The 19,526-nt window shown below is 37.3% G+C and carries 20 protein-coding genes and 2 pseudogenes; 8 read left to right on the top strand and 14 right to left on the bottom strand.

What is annotated here, in order from left to right:
- Positions 1–2 precede the first annotated feature (2 nt).
- The 13 genes and pseudogenes from ACGF63_RS09305 to ACGF63_RS09245 all read right to left on the bottom strand — a co-directional run.
- Entirely contained in the window at positions 3–893 is an 891-nt protein-coding gene (locus ACGF63_RS09305; protein WP_387630319.1) for a glycosyltransferase family 2 protein, read from the bottom strand.
- Positions 894–930: 37 nt separating this feature from the next.
- Positions 931–1,635 (bottom strand): hypothetical protein, encoded by a 705-nt coding sequence (locus ACGF63_RS09300; RefSeq protein WP_387630317.1) that lies wholly within the window; start codon positions 1,633–1,635, stop codon positions 931–933.
- On the bottom strand, positions 1,632–2,855 hold the full coding sequence (locus ACGF63_RS09295; protein ID WP_387630315.1) for a glycosyltransferase: 1,224 nt from the start codon (positions 2,853–2,855) through the stop codon (positions 1,632–1,634). Before ACGF63_RS09295 ends, ACGF63_RS09300 begins: the two co-directional genes overlap by 4 nt.
- 143 nt (positions 2,856–2,998) lie before the next feature.
- Complete coding sequence (locus ACGF63_RS09290; protein ID WP_387630312.1) at positions 2,999–3,613, bottom strand: rhomboid family intramembrane serine protease; 615 nt, start codon at positions 3,611–3,613, stop codon at positions 2,999–3,001.
- Complete coding sequence (locus ACGF63_RS09285; RefSeq protein WP_387630310.1) at positions 3,600–4,739, bottom strand: hypothetical protein; 1,140 nt, start codon at positions 4,737–4,739, stop codon at positions 3,600–3,602. The genes ACGF63_RS09290 and ACGF63_RS09285 overlap by 14 nt, the downstream gene beginning before the upstream one ends.
- 329 nt (positions 4,740–5,068) lie before the next feature.
- Positions 5,069–5,569, bottom strand: a complete 501-nt coding sequence (locus ACGF63_RS09280; RefSeq protein ID WP_387630307.1) for a transposase — start codon at positions 5,567–5,569, stop codon at positions 5,069–5,071.
- A 236-nt stretch (positions 5,570–5,805) separates the two neighbouring features.
- A complete protein-coding gene (locus ACGF63_RS09275; protein ID WP_387630304.1) occupies positions 5,806–7,185 on the bottom strand; it encodes an FAD-dependent oxidoreductase in 1,380 nt (459 codons plus the stop codon).
- Positions 7,186–7,317: 132 nt separating this feature from the next.
- Positions 7,318–7,848: an isopentenyl-diphosphate Delta-isomerase gene (gene idi / locus ACGF63_RS09270; RefSeq protein ID WP_387630302.1), complete on the bottom strand. Its 531-nt coding sequence runs from the start codon at positions 7,846–7,848 to the stop codon at positions 7,318–7,320.
- Between the two features lie 15 nt (positions 7,849–7,863).
- Positions 7,864–8,607 (bottom strand): geranylgeranylglyceryl/heptaprenylglyceryl phosphate synthase, encoded by a 744-nt coding sequence (locus ACGF63_RS09265; protein ID WP_387630300.1) that lies wholly within the window; start codon positions 8,605–8,607, stop codon positions 7,864–7,866.
- A gap of 57 nt (positions 8,608–8,664) precedes the next feature.
- On the bottom strand, positions 8,665–9,801 hold the full coding sequence (locus ACGF63_RS09260; protein ID WP_387630298.1) for a hypothetical protein: 1,137 nt from the start codon (positions 9,799–9,801) through the stop codon (positions 8,665–8,667).
- A gap of 3 nt (positions 9,802–9,804) precedes the next feature.
- A complete protein-coding gene (locus ACGF63_RS09255; RefSeq protein ID WP_387630296.1) occupies positions 9,805–10,653 on the bottom strand; it encodes a radical SAM/SPASM domain-containing protein in 849 nt (282 codons plus the stop codon).
- Positions 10,654–10,979: 326 nt separating this feature from the next.
- Positions 10,980–11,141: pseudogene (locus ACGF63_RS09250) on the bottom strand (ISKra4 family transposase); the annotation flags it as partial.
- A pseudogene (locus ACGF63_RS09245) lies at positions 11,080–11,598 on the bottom strand (DEAD/DEAH box helicase); the annotation flags it as partial. The pseudogenes ACGF63_RS09245 and ACGF63_RS09250, both read right to left, overlap by 62 nt.
- Positions 11,599–11,689: 91 nt before the next feature.
- On the opposite strand from ACGF63_RS09245, the gene sfsA reads away from it, so the two are divergent.
- The 8 genes from sfsA to panD all read left to right on the top strand — a co-directional run bounded on the left by sfsA (position 11,690) and on the right by panD (position 18,399).
- Positions 11,690–12,400: a DNA/RNA nuclease SfsA gene (sfsA, locus tag ACGF63_RS09240; RefSeq protein ID WP_036849744.1), complete on the top strand. Its 711-nt coding sequence runs from the start codon at positions 11,690–11,692 to the stop codon at positions 12,398–12,400.
- Positions 12,401–12,591: 191 nt separating this feature from the next.
- On the top strand, positions 12,592–13,047 hold the full coding sequence (gene dksA / locus ACGF63_RS09235; protein ID WP_036840254.1) for an RNA polymerase-binding protein DksA: 456 nt from the start codon (positions 12,592–12,594) through the stop codon (positions 13,045–13,047).
- 62 nt (positions 13,048–13,109) lie between these two features.
- Complete coding sequence (gluQRS, locus tag ACGF63_RS09230; RefSeq protein WP_387630292.1) at positions 13,110–13,997, top strand: tRNA glutamyl-Q(34) synthetase GluQRS; 888 nt, start codon at positions 13,110–13,112, stop codon at positions 13,995–13,997.
- 151 nt (positions 13,998–14,148) lie between these two features.
- Positions 14,149–15,651, top strand: coding sequence for a polynucleotide adenylyltransferase PcnB (gene pcnB / locus ACGF63_RS09225; protein WP_387630290.1), 1,503 nt, complete (start codon positions 14,149–14,151; stop codon positions 15,649–15,651).
- 5 nt (positions 15,652–15,656) lie between these two features.
- Positions 15,657–16,172 (top strand): 2-amino-4-hydroxy-6-hydroxymethyldihydropteridine diphosphokinase, encoded by a 516-nt coding sequence (gene folK, locus ACGF63_RS09220; protein ID WP_036849741.1) that lies wholly within the window; start codon positions 15,657–15,659, stop codon positions 16,170–16,172.
- Positions 16,173–16,239: 67 nt separating this feature from the next.
- On the top strand, positions 16,240–17,031 hold the full coding sequence (panB, locus tag ACGF63_RS09215) for a 3-methyl-2-oxobutanoate hydroxymethyltransferase (RefSeq protein ID WP_036849740.1): 792 nt from the start codon (positions 16,240–16,242) through the stop codon (positions 17,029–17,031).
- A 53-nt stretch (positions 17,032–17,084) separates the two neighbouring features.
- Positions 17,085–17,939 carry a pantoate--beta-alanine ligase gene (gene panC / locus ACGF63_RS09210; protein ID WP_152963100.1) on the top strand — a complete coding sequence of 285 codons (855 nt, stop codon included), beginning with the start codon at positions 17,085–17,087 and terminating at the stop codon, positions 17,937–17,939.
- A 79-nt stretch (positions 17,940–18,018) separates the two neighbouring features.
- Positions 18,019–18,399: an aspartate 1-decarboxylase gene (panD, locus tag ACGF63_RS09205; protein ID WP_023044121.1), complete on the top strand. Its 381-nt coding sequence runs from the start codon at positions 18,019–18,021 to the stop codon at positions 18,397–18,399.
- 76 nt (positions 18,400–18,475) lie between these two features.
- On the opposite strand, the gene ACGF63_RS09200 is transcribed toward panD, so the two are convergent.
- Positions 18,476–19,429: a hypothetical protein gene (locus ACGF63_RS09200; RefSeq protein ID WP_387630285.1), complete on the bottom strand. Its 954-nt coding sequence runs from the start codon at positions 19,427–19,429 to the stop codon at positions 18,476–18,478.
- Positions 19,430–19,526 lie beyond the last annotated feature (97 nt).

The following is a 19,526-nucleotide window of genomic DNA, read 5'->3' as shown; positions in this document are numbered from 1 at the left end:
TATCAGTTATTCAAATTACAATGAACACCTTCAACTACGACTCCAAATTGGCGAAAGATCTTTATTAAATAATGTATGTACAGATTTGGATGCCAAAAGAAAAAGCCAAGCCTCACAATAGTAAATGGGATAATGAGAGCAGTAATCCATACCTTACTCAGGTCATTATTATTAAATATCCTATAATTTGTTCTTCCTACTCTAAAACTTCTTTTTAATACCCAAAAAATATTTGCACGATTTTGGTCGTAGAATTCATAGGTCAGTGCATCACGGCAATAGAAACAGCTGATCCCAATTTGCTTTGCTCTATGGAAAAAATCCGTATCCTCTCCTCCTGTAACACCAAAACTCAAGTCAAACAGCTGCTCCTTCATCGATTCATATACTCGGCGTACAATAAATACATTACAAGTGCTGACATTTATATCTTTAGGATCTGATACTAATAAGTCTCGGTAATAAAATGAAACTTTTTCCATCCATTTTCTTTTTTTACCCAAAAAAATAGGATAAGTGTTACCTTGTATCACATCAGCATTTGTCTGTATCTGGCATTCAATAAGTGCATCTAACCACCGAGGACTAACAATCTCATCATCATCAATCATAGCAACTGCATCGCACTTATATGTTTCAAAGGCCAAAGTTAACAGCATATTTCTAACTAATGAGATATTTTTATCTTCAACAAGAATGACATCAATATGGAAATTAAAATCATCTTTGATTTCATTGATCATGTTAAAAGACTCTTGCTGAGAAGAGTCGTTATCTGCCACAATGGCAGTATAGTTATTTGATGCCTCTAATTTTTCAATGGATTTCAATAAACGTAATAATGATGAACTACGTTTATAAGTAGGAATAAGAATTGCTATTTGCCGTAACATCCATTACCTCCTAATAAATTTAACTATAATGAAGTCATCATGCACTATCTTTCTGAATGTATTTTAAATTAAACGTATCTCTTAACCATTTAAAGTCATTAATGGTTGATAACAAGAATTCCATATTTTCAATGTTTTCCTCATAAAAATTAGCAGCATCATTAGCTCCTTTTGATATCCAATCACCAAATTCTATCTGAGTATCAATTAAACTCCATGCTGTTAATCTTTCTTTACGGATAATATCTTCTTTAGGATTTTTCCTTGGTATACTGAGTTTTATACATTCTCGAAAAGCAGCTCTCCAAGAATGGAAACTGCTTGTGTTAATGACTGTATCTGAAGCAACAATATTGACTACTCGATAATCAGGGCTAAGAGATATGGTCATATCTCCAGAAAAATGTCTAACATCCTGAAACAACCTTTTATTAAATAATTTCACACCTCCATTCCCATAGCATAAGCGATTAACTGAGTTAACACTTCTCCATACATAAGTCGCGGTTGAGCATAAAGGTTCCACTGGTAACTCAAAATTAAATTCATCTCTAATTTTATTGTCTCCGTCCACAACAAAGAACCATTTAGCCGTTACAGAATCAGAAGCAACTTTATGAGCTTTCAAAATACCATTAACACCATGAATTCTTTTTGCATCAGGAAATCTATTTTTCAAATGATTCCAATTAGATTCGGCACATGGTTCATCATAAGATATAAAAATAATGTCATATTTCACCTGTATTCACCTTCAGAAAATCCATCATTAAGTATTATATTGGCTAAATGTTTACTTTGAATGTTAATATTGAAGTCATTCATTATTTTTTGATGTGCATTCGTCCTCATAATATCTTTATCCTCTTTGCTCAACTCGTCTATATATGATATTTTTTCTGATAAAGCTACAATATCTCCTTCATTGACAAGAAATCCATTGACATTATTTTCAATTAACTCGGTAATCCCACTATGGTAAGTAGACAAAACTATCTTTTTCATAGCCATTGCCTCCATTAATACCACTGGTATACCTTCCATGTCACCAGAGTTAGATGTTTTGGATGGAAGTATTAAAACATCTGCGCCTTTCATAAAATCTAAGACTATGTGATGGGGTTGAAAACCATGCATTTTTATATGTTCATTCAAATTAAGTTTTAATATTAATTCATAACAATAGTCATCAAGCTCCCCATCGCCAACAATGTCTAAAGTAAATGACACTTCACTGCTTATTCGTGCTAGAGATAACAATAAATCAGGTAATCCTTTTTTTTCTGTCAAACGGCCGACAAAAATTATCTTCATTTTTTCTTTATTAGATTTATTTGGATATAAACATGAAAGAGCATCAATATCGACCCCCAGATGTAACACCTCAACATTGGTAGGATTACATCCTAGATTGATGATTCTATTGCGCATATGTTTACAAACTGAAAAAATTTTATTTGCTTGCTCAAATAAAATTTCGTAATGACTTCCCAGATCACTAAGACTCTTTTCTTTAGTAATTTCATATGCATGTAATACACTATATAGTGCATTCTTAATATATCCATATTTTTTCAATTGTGCCGCCATGATACTAGCCATACCAAAATGGCTTATAACGATATCATTAGGTTTTATTTGTGACGGATTGGATAGAAATTTAAAGAACAAGCGCTTACGGTAACAATTTCGTTTAAATAAACTAATTCGAGAAAAGAAATAACCAGAGATTATAGAAAAATAAATAAACTTAAATATTGCATATATAGGATGGATTTTTTTTATATCTTCTAGACAAACATAGGGAATCATAGAATCATTGGCACAGATTGTATCACTAGATTTAGAAACAGATACAACTCTTACATTAAATCCTTCTTTCTTCAAACTGATAATCTGTTGATGTACAAAAGTTTGTGTTAAGACTGGATATTCTTCAAGAAAAAAAACGATATCACGCACAGAAGATCCTTTTCTTTTTATATGGTTAAACAGAACCACATTAACATAGAAATTATACTGTAATCTATTCCTTTAATTTTCATCACAGAAGGTTTCATAGAATATTCTCACATTATTAATTTATTCGTGGATAATTATTATTTTCAAATAGCAACATTATCAAAATAAGATTTATTTTTCCTATAAAAAAACAAACTCATTGCAAGCCCAATACAAATAGAAAGAACATGACCTGGCTTAGGGTAATGAGCATAAATAAAATCTAAAGCCATTGCCGGCAGCATGGAAAAAACAACAGCAAACTTTAATATACTAGAGGTATGCTCTTTGACAAAAACCAACAGCAATGCAAAGGAAGATACGCCCAGAACAGCTTGTGATGCTCCTGTACCAATATTCCAAGGGTAACTAACAAAGTTAGTGCTATAAAGCGTTCCTAAAGCACCAGAAGTAAACCATAAAACTAATAAAAATTTAGATCCAAGATGTTTTTCTAATAAAATTCCCAGTATGGAAAGTGATAGCACATTGTAAACCATATGCAATTGTTTAACATGTATGAACTGAGAAACCAGAAGTCGCCAATACTCAAATTCATATAATCTATTTGGTGTTAACCCTCCATATTTATCTAGATCTATAATACTTATTTTACCGATAAAGCTATCTGTTAATGAATATGAAACAAATGTGGAATAAACAATTGTCACACATACTATAAATACTGTTGTTATAGGAGCTTTTTCAATTTTGAACATTCAATACTTCCTTCATAATCATGACATCATAAATTATATCAGGTAAATCTTTAAGTGTAATATCTATATCATCAATTTTACTTGATTCTATGTTACGCTTAAAGTTAGTTACAATCTCAGGATTATCCAACCATCTTTTTATTAAGCTAGACCCATTAGATTGATTTTCAAAGCAAAAACCAAATTTTCTTTTGTTTGTCAACTCCATTATCCATCTTTCCATTGGTAACCCAGAGAAATGTACTAGAACTGGTAAATTGAATCTAATTGATTCCAATACTGTGTTTGGACCAGATTTGGAGTATAGAAATGATCTGTTGTTTGTTGAAGCCTCTAGTGCCAACTTTAGATAATCCTTATTAGCTAATGTATTATAAATGCATGCTCTATCTGCATACTTCCTATTTAAATCTATGCATTCATCATACAATTTCTTGTTCGAAACAATAACCATGAATATTTTAGGTTTCGATGGATGTTCGAAAGAAGTTTTTAATACATCAAAGTAACCTTCTTCACATCCATTGCAGAGAATTAAAATAGAAGGAATGTCCTGCTGATCGATTTGATAGTTTGAAACTGGCTTAAATAATGTAACAGTCTCTAGTCTATGAAATTTTTCGACCACATCAAAATTTGGGTAATAATTTGTAGTTCTAATCGTCAAATCACTACTAAAATGTTGATGTATTTTAATATCTAACAGACCAGGATTAGTTATGAAGTTCACGGTTTTGAAATCAAAGTCGAATTTTTTTTTGAATGCATGGACTATTTGTGCAATAACACCTTTTGTCGATATAATTAACGATGGAAAATCATTTTCAATAACACTCGATAATGATTCATTTAATACCTGCTCATTATTGAAATTACTAATCCACAAATCAATATCATCTATCAACTCATCATATAGCTTCAATTTAATGTTAGGGTCATAGTAACTTGCAGCAATCTCTTGCATCCTTAATCCAAACTTGCTGAACACAGGTACTAATTCATCAAAACAGATTAATTCTGTAGAAAAAACTTCTTTACTGGCTAGTTCTGATTCAATTTTTTTTGCTGCTTCATAATTTCCCACTCTCCCCCAAGTTCTCATGCAAATGATCAATATTTTCTTCATTTAAGTAATATCTCCACAGTAAATTGTTAATATAAACTCAAAATCTCATATAAATTCACAACCTTCACCTGATTGAGTTTTAATATATTATCCAGGTAGGTTTCACTATCTAATCGTATTAATAGATATATGTTACAAATTTTATCTAATTGAACAACACACACGATTATCAACTAGAAAATAAAGTTTCTTGTTGTATGAATGATAAATACTCAAGAGAAATTAATTGCAAATTGGTCGCTGTAACCTTCCAATAAAGTCTTTAGCTCATACTCCATTGTATCTTTAGTCCAAGTCATAAAACGTCGCCAGTGGTATTTGGCCTGTTTCTAGACGATTTCAATCAGATTCAGTTCCAGGCTGTAGGCAGGAAGATAAAGTAAAAGCATGTTGTGCTCCCGTAACCAGCGGTCTTTGTTTTTTTCCTCGATCCCATGGTGGATACGCGCATTATCCAACACTAAAAATGTCAGGCGGTTGTCCCCCTGTTTTGCCACCTGTTCTAAAAAATCAATCACATCAGCCCGTGTGATACTCTCTGACGACATCTGGTAAAACAGCCCGTTGTCCGTGTAATTTAACGCCCCCATGACTGAACGTCTGTCATGGTTCCGAGGTTCAGTCTCATGTGACTTACCCCGTGGACTCCACCCATATTGCACCGAAGGAGACGCGGCAAAACCGGCTTCATCAAAATAGACCAGACTGTAGTGGCCTAACCGTGCTCCGGCCTTAATTTTATTCAGCAAGGCGGATTTTTTAGCAAATTCCGTTTCGTTGCGTTTTTTTAAGCGACAGGTGGGTTCGTTTATAGGGCCTCTGGCAAGCACGAGCAAACCCGTCCCTCATGTACGGACGGCCCGGTGTTGGTGATTCAAAGCAAGTTGTTGCAACGTGATTCGTTCAGGCTCAGAAAGGACTATCTTCGATTTCATAAAAACGGGCGGAAAGTCAGGTTATCATATTACCCATTATAACAAGAATGCAGATAATTTATCTTATTAACTTAGTTCATTTCTATACTGATAAAATCAGAATATCTACATGGCATTAATATACTATATCACTAATGCTCCATGAAAAAATCATAATTATTTACGATTCCTTTAGGATCAAGATGTTTCTTGAGTTCTAAAATTTTCATATAATCATCTCCATATGTTTTTATTTTATCTTCATATTTCATTTCATGCCATCCCGCAAGATAAGGCCGACCTTCATTTAAAATACACTCTTCTAATATTTGGCCATGCAATAACTTTAATTTTTCATATTCTTTGTTTTCGTTTCTAGGAAACGTAAAGTACACCCCAACCCCGAATACAATTCCACTCATTTTTTTTGATATGGGCTCGAAAGGAAAGAACTTACTTAAATTAGGACTTTTCTTTAAAATTATAAGAAGCCTACCTTTATTCCTTATAAAAACGTCATTGTTAATTACTTTATTTAATAGAAAATTAGCAAAAGCCATAATATTATTCTGATCAACACAATAATCTCCCCAAAGATTGACATGATCTCTATTCCAGAGATCATGCCTATAGGCACCAAATGTTCTTCCTCTATAATCGCTTACTGAATGGTATTTGTAGCCAATACACCCTGTCACTTGACATTCTAATACCTTATTAATAATATTTATCTGATCAGAATTATTGCTGAGAACCATATTAACATAGTATCTGCCTCGGTATAATTGACATGTGACAGCTTCAATATCCAGATTGGAATATTCAGATATAAATATCAGAAAACTCAGTAAATGAAGAACTCCATCAAACTCTATTATATAAAGTATGTTCTCTATTCTTAATGGAATTGCTTCAAAAGTCACATCTTCAATAATACCAAGTATTCCTAATGATGCGAGTCCAAAATTATAAAGTTCGGAGTTTGAATCTTCTGAACATCTATGCCTTTTTCCATCAGGTGTTATTAGCGTATACGATTGAATACATGATGCTTGACTTCCATATAGATATGAATCTTCTCCATATCCACCAACAGAAAGTGTTCCTCCAACAGTTGTATCAGGATGCCTAGTCAAGATAGGAAATGATAAGCCATTTTTTCTTAAAAAATACTCAACAGACAACCATGTTTCAAAAGCTGAAACTTTAAACTTATACTCATCTATTTGTTCAAATACCGGATTTTCGACTGATACTACTAATACAATTCCCTTTGAAAGCGATTGTGTACCAAAAGAATGTCCAACACCGCGTATATTTATTGGTATCTCATTTATATTACAATAGTGAATTATATCTATTATTGAAGCTGTATTTTTCACACAGACAACAGCAAGCGGTGGTGTTGAATACATTCCACCAAAGTTTGTACAAAATGTTGATAAATATTCTTCCATCAATATAACATAAACTCCATGCAATTGACTAAGATCATTATAAATTGTCTTTTTTTCATGCCAAGTAGTATTCATTATTCCAGAACCTAGTTTTATTCCACAGTTAGAAAACAAGGTATACTTTCATGAAAACCTATCAAAATAGAGGATATTTCGTATCATGCAGACTTATAGTATACTCTTGATTAAATGCTTTATACATGCTAATCAGCACATATTATCAAAGTGGTTCTGTAATATATCTGCCCACTCTTTCTTGAACCAAGGTGTACAAAACTCTTCATTATTATTAATATATTCTTGAACATCTTTAATATTAATAAAAAATCCTTCTGATACTTCTTCTGGGTTCTCCGTTGGTGGTGTATCAGTAAAAACAACAAAGACATGACATAATTCATGTTCATATCCTACATCTTTATATTTTTCTTTATATTGGAACTTATATAAAAATTTTGGTTCTTCATTTATTACAATACCGATTTCTTCTTCCGCACGTCTCATCACGGCATGAGAAATTTCTTCATCCGGTCTCGGGTGACTGCAATATGAGTTAGACCAATATCCAGGCCAGAGTAATTTAGACTGTGCCCTCTGCTGAATGTATACCTCATTTTTTGAATTAATAATAAAGCAGGAAAAGGCACGGTGAAGATAATCACCGTCTAAATGAGCATCTATCTTATTAATGCATCCGACTCTGTTATCATTCTCATCGACTAAAACCACATATTCCATGTTAGAGCCCCCTCATTAATATACTCTTTCTTTATTTAATATGTTTATAGCATTGTTATTCCAATTGGCTTCTTCAAATGCAGTTCCAATTGAAACAAAATCAGCACCAGAATATAACAGATTATTTACCTGCTCAGTGTTTGATATTCCTCCACTAACAAACAAAAGTGTATTATCTCCAACAATAGATTTTACAAAGCTGCATATTTCATTAGAAATAACACGGTTTCTTGAGTAAAGGTAAAAAACCTTAAAGAAATTGAAATCTATACCTTCCAATGCTCTAGCAATACTTTCTATTGAGTGATCTACAGTTTTTGAATGAATAAATTTTTGAGACTTTTCATCATTGCCTAGAACAAGAGCAGCAGAACTGATTAAACAATTGTCACCATACTTTTCAGTACTCTGCTTGATGGACTCTCTCTCTAATGATAAAGAGCTATAGTATTCCATATTGGAATTTATCACTGATGTGGCAAAAAATGCATCTGCGTGAGGTGATGAAGGAAATCCGTTTGGTTTCTGAGGAGGAAAATGCGTTATGATAGGGATGGTTTTAATCTTTGATGCGGCAGCTATAAAGGGAGATACTTTCATTTCAAAGTTTTCACAATCCGTACTAGCTATTATACAAAAAGGAGCATATTTTTGAAAGGTTAATAATCTATTTATATTTATTTCATAATTAAACTTAAATGGATCGATGATAGGGATTATTGACTTTCTACATGAAGACATATATTTGTAAATATCCATAGCAAACCCTATTTTGACGTTATTAATTTAATGACCTAGTTTGACAAAACAATTTTATTAATCAAATAAAGATTTTTTTTCTCTCAAACTTTCAGTTTTTTCCCAAGAATATGCAGACCATGCTATTTCTCTTAACGGATTGCCTGAGAATTTTCTAAAAAACAACTCAATCAATATGATTACATGCCATATTAAGAATATAAATTTAAGTATACTTTTTATAATCTTATCTTTAATAGGTATATTGATAAACGTGGAGGGGAACAACCCATTGAACTGAACTTCTTTCAAATAATACAAGCACTTATCCAATGGATAATCAGCACAATAGACTACAGTGCTAATAATGGATCTACGTATACGAAAATATGTATCTTTAACATTCCCTCCAACATAATGTTGACATATAGACTCTTCCACGATCCTCATATTATTTTGAGGATTTTCTAATTTCATGTCTAATAATTCAAAAAAGAAAAAACCATCATCACAAATATATCTGGCAGGAATCAAGTTTTTTATTGATGAGACACCTACCATCATACAACAACCATGTGGATATTTTGTTTTCTTTGTAGACATTTTATTTTTGGCAAAATTCAAAAATTTTGAAGTAGGATATTTTTTCGGTGTCGGGCATTTCAATGCACCAGAACTCCCTATAAACCCTCTGCGGCGAAGATCTTCATACAGGTGTAAAAATGCATCATCAGATAGAATAACATCATCATCCATCCATCCAACTGCTGAACAGTTTATCCTTCTTGCTAAAAGAACAGTTTGATTTATTGAATATGCTTTGCTCCTGACATCTGTAAGAAACAATATCAACTTGTCGTAAACCTCATTTTTATTCAAAAGCTTTTGAACACTATCAATAATATCTTCTCTATGATTATAGTTAGATTGAATACTAACCATTAATACAGAATTAAATTTGATGCATTGTTCTATTCCTCTTTGAATTGCTTCTAAGACCTCAGATTTATCACATCGTCCCCATAGTGTCGGCAATAATATGATACTATCTATATTCTTTATATGAGATAATTGTGCACATTCCTTCAATTCTACTTCATAACAACGCTCATCACTAAAATATAGATATATATCTTTATGTTTCGAATAATTCCAGTCATTCCCTTTTACATAACATTTGGATACTTGCTTCTGAATTATCTCAAATATATTCATCTCTTATACCCCAACAAAATCACAATATTCACATATTCCAACTCTCTTTCTATTCTTTAATTGCTCTCTAATTTCATTTAAATTATTTGAATTCCATATCTCAAGAATGCTTTGGTGGTTAAGATCTCCTATAATGGCTTCTTCCATCCAATCCTGACAGCACAAAACAACAGTACCACTGAATGTTATTGTCAGTTCGGTAAATGGTTTTACACATGAATTATTTAGAAATACTTTCTTTTTTTCACCAATATTTCCAGCACGATTTGTCAAGCTTTCAGAGTCATCTCGTGTTACAAATATTAAATTATCAGTAATATTCTCCTTCCATTTTTCTATTTTCTTCATTACTATTTTATCATCAGTATAGTCATTCACTATTAACTCAGCATATTTACCAAGCTCCTTAGCAATTGTTTCATTTAATAGGGAACCATTTGTCTGAATAATTACTTTTGCATTTGTTTCGTTTTTTATCTTTTGAGCCCAATCTATAATTCTCTTATCCATCAATGGCTCATTCCTAAAAAACAAACTGATATAACCATTAAAGTCTTTTAACTGTTCCACTATTTTATCAAATAGCTCTTGCTGCATTTTCCCTTGTTTCATTTTGACTTTATTTGTAGGACAAAATGAGCAGGAATAGTTACAGCCACTTCTTGTTTCTATTTGTATAATCTTAGGGAAATCTGGCACATCTAATTTACTACTTATTAACTTAGATAAGAATGACTCTATGAACTTTGATTTAATATACTTCCTATTTATACCACTAATTGTATTTAGAACACCTTTCCTTTTTATTCGACTAAAAACATAGCGAATTTTTTCTTTATTTATAAGATTCATCTCAGTAAAATATCCTCTTTATAAGTTTCAACTCAATATGTTAAGTTAATAAGATAAATTATCTGAATTCTTGTTATAAGGGGTAATACAATAATCTGACTTTCCACCTGTTTTTATGAAATCGGCGATAGTCCTGCTGGATTAACGCAACTGTAGGTATGCGAATAAAATCATGACGCACGCTACCGCTCATGGATTACAGGCTCCAAAATCCTAGGAAAGTGTAATAAATTTTAAAACACACGAAACTATATTCAATAAAAATAAGCACGCATAAACTAGTTGCAACTTAGACTCTACTGTGGCAATATACCCGAAACGGCTACTTATGTCAAATAATGTTCTGTTTCTTCTTCGTCTAATTTTATTCTCAGATACCAGTGTTCAAACCGGGCTTTTAAATCATCATTGAGTACCGCTGTGCGTGTCTGGAGCAAGTAATGTGCACCTTGTTGATTCCATTGCATTTGCTGCTTTTTCACCATGCGTTATCCTCAGATCATCCCGCAACCCTGCCTGTACATCCAGCAATAATGCCAGCGCTAAATCAGCCTGTAAGCTGCGCTCATGGAATTCATCCAGAATCACCAGTGAAACACCTTCCAGCATCGGATCTTGCTGTAACATACGGGTTAAAATACCTTCGGTTACCACTTCAAGACGGGTAGCCGTGCTCACTTTCGTTTCTGAGCGCATCCGATAACCCACGGTCTGACCGGTATTTTCATTCAGTTGAACCGCAAGACGATTGGCAACGCTGCGAGCGGCAATCCGCCGTGGTTCTAACATAATGATACGTCCGGAAAAATCTGCTCTTTTCAGAATTTCCAGTGGCAAACCCGTAGATTTTCCAGCACCGGCAGGCGCATGAAGCAGCACCTGTGGTGAGCTTTTCAGCGCACTCAGGACAGATTCGACGACCTCGTATACAGGCAGTAAAGACACAAATACTCCATTAAAGAAAGTTAACTTTCAACGGCCAACATTGTAGCATTGCCTGCTTCAATCTTATGCCATCAGTCATTAAGGAGTTTTTATGGAGTTCCATCCTCCCTTACAATCCGCCACTCTGATTCGTCGTTATAAACGTTTCCTGGCTGATGTCATCACACCGGAAGGTGAAACACTGACTATCCACTGCGCCAACACTGGCGCGATGACTGGCTGCGCTACGCCAGGAGATACCGTTTGGTACTCCACATCTGACAATCCAAAGCGTAAGTATCCCAACAGTTGGGAATTGACCGAAACACAGGATGGTCACTGGATTTGTGTCAATACGCTCAGAGCAAACGATTTAGTGGCCGAGGCGATTCAACAAAATGCGATTTCAGAATTTTCTGAATACAAAAAAATCAGCCGGGAAGTAAAATATGGCAAAGAGAGTAGCCGGATAGATCTGTTGTTACAGGCAGAGCAACAAATTAATTGCTATATCGAAGTGAAATCAGTGACGCTTCTCCAGGAAAATTGTGGCTATTTCCCCGATGCTGTTACTACCCGTGGGCAGAAACACTTACGGGAACTACAACACATAGCGGAGCAAGGACAAAGAGCGGTTTTATTTTTTGCGGTCTTGCATTCTGGCATCAGGCAAGTCGCGGCGGCTGCGCATATTGATCACAATTATTCATCTCTTTTGGAACAAGCGCGAAACTCTGGGGTCGAAGTTATCTGTTACCAGGCAAGCATTACAGAAAAAGGGATGGTTTTAGGCGATAAGTTAACTTTTGTACTAAGTCGTTAATTTATTGATTGACCTAATATTTACAGTCAAGTTGTAGAGGGTGTAAAGTCATTCACTACGTTTGTCTTCACACCATTGTGAAACTAATGGCAGGAACAATTGCCAACCCATGCTCCATCTGCTATTTATAGCGGCCTGTTTTTTTCCCCGCTAGGGGTTCGTTTGATAGTGCGTGTGTTAGGAGAAGTATTATGCAAGAAGGGCAAAAACGTAAAACCTCGTCCTTAAGCATTCTCGCCATCGCTGGGGTAGAACCTTACCAAGAGAAGCCAGGTGAAGAATACATGAACGATGCCCAGTTGGCGCATTTCAAGCTAATTCTTGAAGCATGGCGCAATCAGCTCAGGGATGAAGTCGATCGTACTGTATCTCATATGCAAGATGAGGCAGCGAACTTCCCAGACCCAGTTGACCGTGCAGCGCAGGAAGAAGAGTTCAGTCTTGAATTACGTAACCGTGATCGTGAACGTAAATTGATTAAGAAGATCGAGAAGACACTGAAAAAAGTCGAAGACGACGATTTCGGTTTTTGTGAATCCTGTGGCGTTGAGATAGGCATCCGTCGTTTGGAAGCCCGTCCAACCGCAGATTTGTGTATTGATTGTAAAACCCTGGCCGAAATCCGTGAAAAGCAGATGGCAGGCTAATTAATGGTGTTTTGATACGGCGCCTTAACGGCGCCGTACGAACAACCCTCGCTGATCCTCATATGATAAAACCTGAACGTCCCCGCGCTTATATTGGGCGTTTCGCCCCCTCACCTTCTGGTGATCTTCACTTTGGTTCATTAATCACCGCAATTGGCAGCTATTTGCAAGCCCGGGCTTGTCAGGGAAAGTGGCTGATACGAATTGACAACATTGATCCACCGAGGGAGGTTCCCGGTGCGGCCAGCCGTATTCTCCACGCTCTTGAGCATTATGGGTTACATTGGGATGATAAGATTCTCTATCAATCTCAACGCCATGAGGCTTACCGTCATATACTTAATCAGTTGCAACAACAGGGCTTAAGCTATTATTGCACCTGTCCCCGTCAACGTATTCAGCAAGCTAATGGTTTTTATGACAGAAACTGCCGTGAATTAAATTTGCCTGTTAATCACGCCGCAATCCGGCTAAAACAAAACAACCCTGTTTATGGTTTTAAAGATAAGTTGCAGGGATACCTAAACGCCGATCCTGTCATGGCTGAAGAAGATTTTATTATTCATCGTCGTGATGGTCTATTTGCCTATAATTTAGTAGTTGTTATCGATGATGATTACCAAGGCGTGACTGAAGTCGTCAGAGGCGCTGATTTAATTGAGCCAACTGTCCGCCAGATTGCACTTTATCAGCAATTAAATCTCAAGCTACCTGATTACATTCACCTGCCACTGGTTCTGAATAAGGACGGCAACAAACTTTCCAAACAAAATCACGCCCAGCCAATCCCATTAGATGATCCCCGGCCGTTATTAATTGAAGCATTATCTTTTCTTAATCAGCCTGTCATAAAAAACTGGCAAGATCTTTCCCGCGATCAATTGTTGAAAAAAGCAACAGCACGTTGGGATTTGGATCGAATTCCACGGCAAGGTAAAATATACAGGTAACGTGAATAAAGTTAAGGTTAGTCATAACAACCATTCTCAAAAAATACACAGTAGGCTATGATTAGCTGCTGTTTTTTATTCGTTTTATATGATTAGTTACTTATCGAGGTGTACCATTTTTAACCGAGTAGCAAATTTCTGCCGTAATTTATTGATCCGCGAGGGGAAAATTAACCGCGAGCTACAGGCAGCCAGTGAAAGGCCAGTCACCGTATCTGACCATTCTACTCAGGAAGAGTACGTAACTCTTCACTCTAATCGCAAAAAAACCCATCAGTCCTCATCCAACGTGAAAACACAAAGGAAGGTTGAGCAGGAGAGTCTTCATTTGGATTTACCAATAACGGTAATTCCACGGGAGCAGCACAATATTTCCCGCAAAGATATCAGTGAAAATGCCCTGAAAGTACTTTATCGTTTAAATAAATCCGGCTTTGAAGCTTATCTGGTCGGCGGTGGTGTCCGTGACTTACTACTCGGCACACAACCGAAAGATTTTGATATTGCAACCAATGCAACACCAGAACAAGTCCGTAAATTATTTCGCAACTGCCGTCTGGTTGGACGCCGCTTTCGTTTAGCCCATATTATGTTTGGCCCGGAAGTGATTGAAGTCGCAACATTCCGTGGACCACATGAGCAGACTGATTCTGACGATAAAAATCAGTCACAACAGGCTCAGAGCGGTATGTTGTTACGGGATAACATCTTTGGTTCAATTGAAGAAGATGCTATGCGCCGTGATTTCACCATTAACAGCCTTTATTACGGCATCAACGATTTCTCTCTGCGTGATTATGCCGGTGGCCTTAATGATCTGGAAACCGGTGTTATCCGTTTAATTGGCGATCCAGAAACCCGTTATCGGGAAGATCCGGTCAGAATGCTGCGTGCAGTTCGCTTCGCCAGCAAACTGGATATGACAATCAGCGAAGATACTGCCGAGCCTATTTCCCGTCTGGCTTTTCTGCTGAGTAATATTCCACCAGCTCGTCTGTTTGAAGAATCGTTAAAATTGTTGCAAACAGGTCAAGGCTACAGCACTTATAAACTTCTGCGCAAATACCGCCTGTTTCAACCGTTATTCCCATTGGTCCAACGCTATTTCACCGAAAATAACGATTCGCCTATGGAACGTATGCTCAATCAGGTTTTGAAGAATACCGACTATCGGCTACAAAATGATAAACGGGTTAACCCCGCGTTTCTGTTCGCCTCAATGCTTTGGTATCCATTGGTTGAACATGCAGAAAAGCTGTCTCAGGAAAGTGGTCTGACTTACTACGACTCCTTCGCCCTGGCGATGAATGATATTCTGGACGAACAGTGCCACTCTCTTGCCATTCCTAAGCGCCTGACAACCATCATGCGTGATATCTGGCAATTGCAGTTACGTCTGCCACGCCGCCATGGTAGACGGGCAAACAAACTGATGGAACACCCTAAATTCCGTGCCGCCTATGACCTGCTGGAACTGCGTGCCAATGTCGAAAGCCGCAATGAGCTAAAAGACCTTGCTCATTGGTGGGAAGCATTCCAGCAAGCCAATGCATCACAACAACGGAGTATGATTTCTGAGCTGGGCAGTGATATTGTCCGTCGTCGCACACGACCACGCCGCCACTATAAACCAAGACTGAGCAGGGACAGCTGATCATCATGACCTGTGTTTATATCGCGGTTGGCAGCAACCTGGCAGAACCTGTGCAGCAAGTAAAAAATGCACTTGCTGCATTAAAAGATTTACCGGAAACAGAGTTTATTGCCAGCTCCTCATGGTATCGAACCAAACCGATGGGGCCACAAAATCAGCCTGACTTTCTGAATATGGCGGTAGCACTGGAAACCACTCTGGCACCGGAAGAGCTGCTCAATCACACTCAGGCGATTGAACTGGCTCAGGGACGAGTCAGAAAAGATGAACGTTGGGGGCCAAGGACACTTGATCTGGATATCATGCTATTTGGTGATCAGGTGATTGATACCGAACGCTTAACCATCCCCCACTATGGACTGAAACAACGCGAATTCATGCTCTACCCGTTGGCTGAAATCGCCCCTGACCTGGTATTTCCTGATGGGGAAGCTTTATCTGAAAGACTGAAACATATCCCGGAAAACGGCCTGGTACTCTGGCAGCCACCGCAGCCCTCTGATCCTAATCATTGTAGATAAGGATCTCAGTTCAGTCCGTGGCCGATTTCTGTATATAACAAGAAAAATTGCAGGAGGAAGATAGATAATGAAACCCATCACCATGGCTGATCTGAATCAGCTCAAAAAAGAAAAACGTAAATTCGCTACTATTACCGCTTACGACTCCAGCTTTGCCCAGCTATTTGCCGGGCAAGGTATTGATGTCATGCTGGTTGGTGATTCACTGGGTATGACATTACAAGGGGCTAATACCACCATTCCAGTGACTGTCGAAGATATTGTCTACCACACTCGTTGCGTCCGTGCTGGTGCGCCCTATACTTTCCTTATTGCCGATATGCCTTTCATGAGTTATGCCACACCGGAACAAAGTTGTGAAAACGCCGCCAAACTTATGCGTGCCGGAGCTAACATGGTGAAAATTGAGGGCGGCAGTTGGTTAAGCGATACCACTAAGATGCTTACCGAACGTTCCGTACCTGTTTGCGCTCATTTGGGACTAACGCCTCAGTCTGTTCATGTTCTTGGGGGTTATAAAGTCCAGGGACGTGATGAAAAATCGGCTAATCAGTTGATAAAAGATGCGATTACACTGGAACAAGCGGGCATACAATTGCTGGTGCTGGAGTGTGTCCCTACCGAATTAGCTAAACGGATTACCGATGAATTACAAATCCCGGTGATTGGTATTGGTGCCGGTAATGTGACTGACGGACAAGTTTTGGTGATGCATGACGCACTGGGAATTACCGCCAGACCACCTAAATTTGCGAAAAACTTCCTTGAAGAGGCAGGAAATATGCGCGATGCCATCCGCCTGTATAAAGAGCAGGTAGAAAGTGGATCCTATCCTGGTAAAGAACATTCATTTGATTAATAAATTATCCTTGTTAGCCCGAAGACTTTGAACACATTAAGGAGTATTAAGCAATGCTGATTGTCGAAACAGTACCGATTCTACGCCGTGAAATCCGCCGCTGGCGTCAGGAAGGGAAACGCATTGCATTGGTGCCAACAATGGGTAACCTGCACAACGGCCATATGACATTAGTTGATGAAGCCAAAGGGCAGGCAGATATTGTCATCGTCAGTATCTTCGTTAACCCGATGCAGTTTAATCGTCAGGATGATCTGGCAAGATATCCACGTACCTTACAAAAAGATTGCGAAAAACTTCACCAACATGGTGCTGATCTGGTCTTTGCCCCCTCCGATAAGGAAATATACCCCAATGGTATGGAACATCAGACGTATGTTGAAGTTCCTGAACTTTCTACCATACTGGAAGGTGCCAGCCGTCCTGGTCATTTCCGCGGTGTTTCAACCGTGGTGAGCAAACTGTTCAATCTGGTGCAACCGGATTTAACCTATTTTGGCGAGAAAGATTTTCAGCAATTACAACTTATCCGCAAGATGATTGCCGATCTGGCTTATGATATTACTTTGGTTTCAGTACCAACGGTACGCGATAAAAATGGCCTGGCACTGAGTTCGCGTAATAACAATTTAACCGCCGATGAACATAGAATTGCGCCAGAACTCAGCAAGATCATGAAATCTATCGCTGAAAAAATGGCGCAAGGTGAACGCCACACAGAACAATTACTCACTCAAGCTTCCGAACAGCTACGCCAAGCTGGTTTTATGCCTGATGAGTTGTTTATCCGTGATGCCGAAACTCTGACACCGTTGAATACCGAAAGTAAAAACGCGGTTATTCTGATGGCCGCCTGGTTAGGGCAAACCCGATTAATCGATAATCAGCAGGTCGATTTAACTCAATAATAGTCTGTTCTGTCAGACGTTATTGGCGCAGAAAAATAAAATAACAGGTTCTAAGTTGTCATCAAATCAGGAGAAAACCATGTTGCGCACTATGCTACAAGGGAAATTGCACCGAGTGAAAGTCACTCAGGCAGATCTGCATTATGAAGGTTCCTGTGCAATTGATCAGAACTTTATGGATGCAGCCGGTATTCTGGAATATGAAGCCATTGATATCTATAACGTGGATAACGGCGAACGTTTTTCCACTTATGCTATTGCCGCTGAACGTGGTTCCAGAATCATTTCAGTCAACGGAGCAGCGGCTCACCGTGCTAAGGTAGGTCATAAGTTAATTATCTGCTCATATATACAAATTTCTGACGAAGATGCCCGTCATCATAAGCCTAATATGGCTTACTTTGACGGTGACAATATTATGAGCCGTATTGCCAAAGCCGTTCCGGTTCAAGTGGCTTGAGTTAAACAGTCCCCTAAAATTGGCAAGCAAAATTTAGGGGGCTATTATAAATAGCAACTTTTAATGAAATCGTTATTCATTGCAAAAGAAATGTATTACAAGGCACCAATATTCCCAACTTACCGCTAACGTTAAAATAGCATCGATGATTTTCACTATTAACTCTGTTAGCCAAATCGATTAAATTATCAATATCGTTAATTTCATGCCTTTCAAAAGATTGCATATATCTGTTCATCTCAACGATATGAAGCATTTGTTTAATTCTAGCCTCAATTCCTACATCTCTAACGTACTGACTAAATTTCGGGGAGACCCAGAATAATAGCTCCATCATACCGTTTAATCGTTCTGTAAGAGTACTAATTACATCCTCTTTTGCAGTCACATTGTTCACACGCCATGCCGGTTCATTGTGTGATATACGATTACGAAATACACGGACCTCTTCGATACGACGGCGAATAATATCCCTTTGATGAAATGCAATATTTTTTCTAACGCCGACACGTGGTAACTTTTTAAATACTTTGCTGAGTCCGTTAGGCCAGAGAAAATGATTATCAGAACCATCATAGAAATGTTTATCTAGCAAATATTCCCAAGTGGAAAAATCAGTTTGGGAAATCACCTGATCCAATGTTGGTATAGACGAAACAATACCTTTTTCTTCAAGTGATCTCATTGCTGATTTTTTAGCTGATTTTATATTAGCTTTGAAATTTTTAACTTGTTCAGCACTTATCGATTGCCCTTGATCATTTATATCCTGATTAAAGGGAATTAAATCGAACCAATATTGACCAGAGGCACCAAAATATTTCGCCTGGGCAACATTATTCATGGCATTACGAAGAGCAACTTCTATCAATTGAACTAATGGATAAAAAGCACTCACTACAGCAAGATTCCAACAATACGCACCAAATAATTGGGAATTATTCGTAGTTATCAACGATGTTCTATAGCTTGTTAAACGAGCTTTGCTCAATAACCGTTCTGGCTCTGAGTAATCATAGTTATAAGGCATAATAAATTGTCCTGACCTTGATTTATATCATTATCACAAGGTTATGAATCAATTGACAGTATCATCAATAAGATGTACAGTTTTTCACGTAGCTAGT

This window comes from Photorhabdus sp. RM322S (genome assembly GCF_042879395.1).
In the GTDB taxonomy this organism is placed as follows: domain Bacteria; phylum Pseudomonadota; class Gammaproteobacteria; order Enterobacterales; family Enterobacteriaceae; genus Photorhabdus; species Photorhabdus khanii.
The sequence above is the reverse complement of the archived record's forward strand: the minus strand, read 5'-3'. Positions and strand labels throughout refer to the sequence as shown.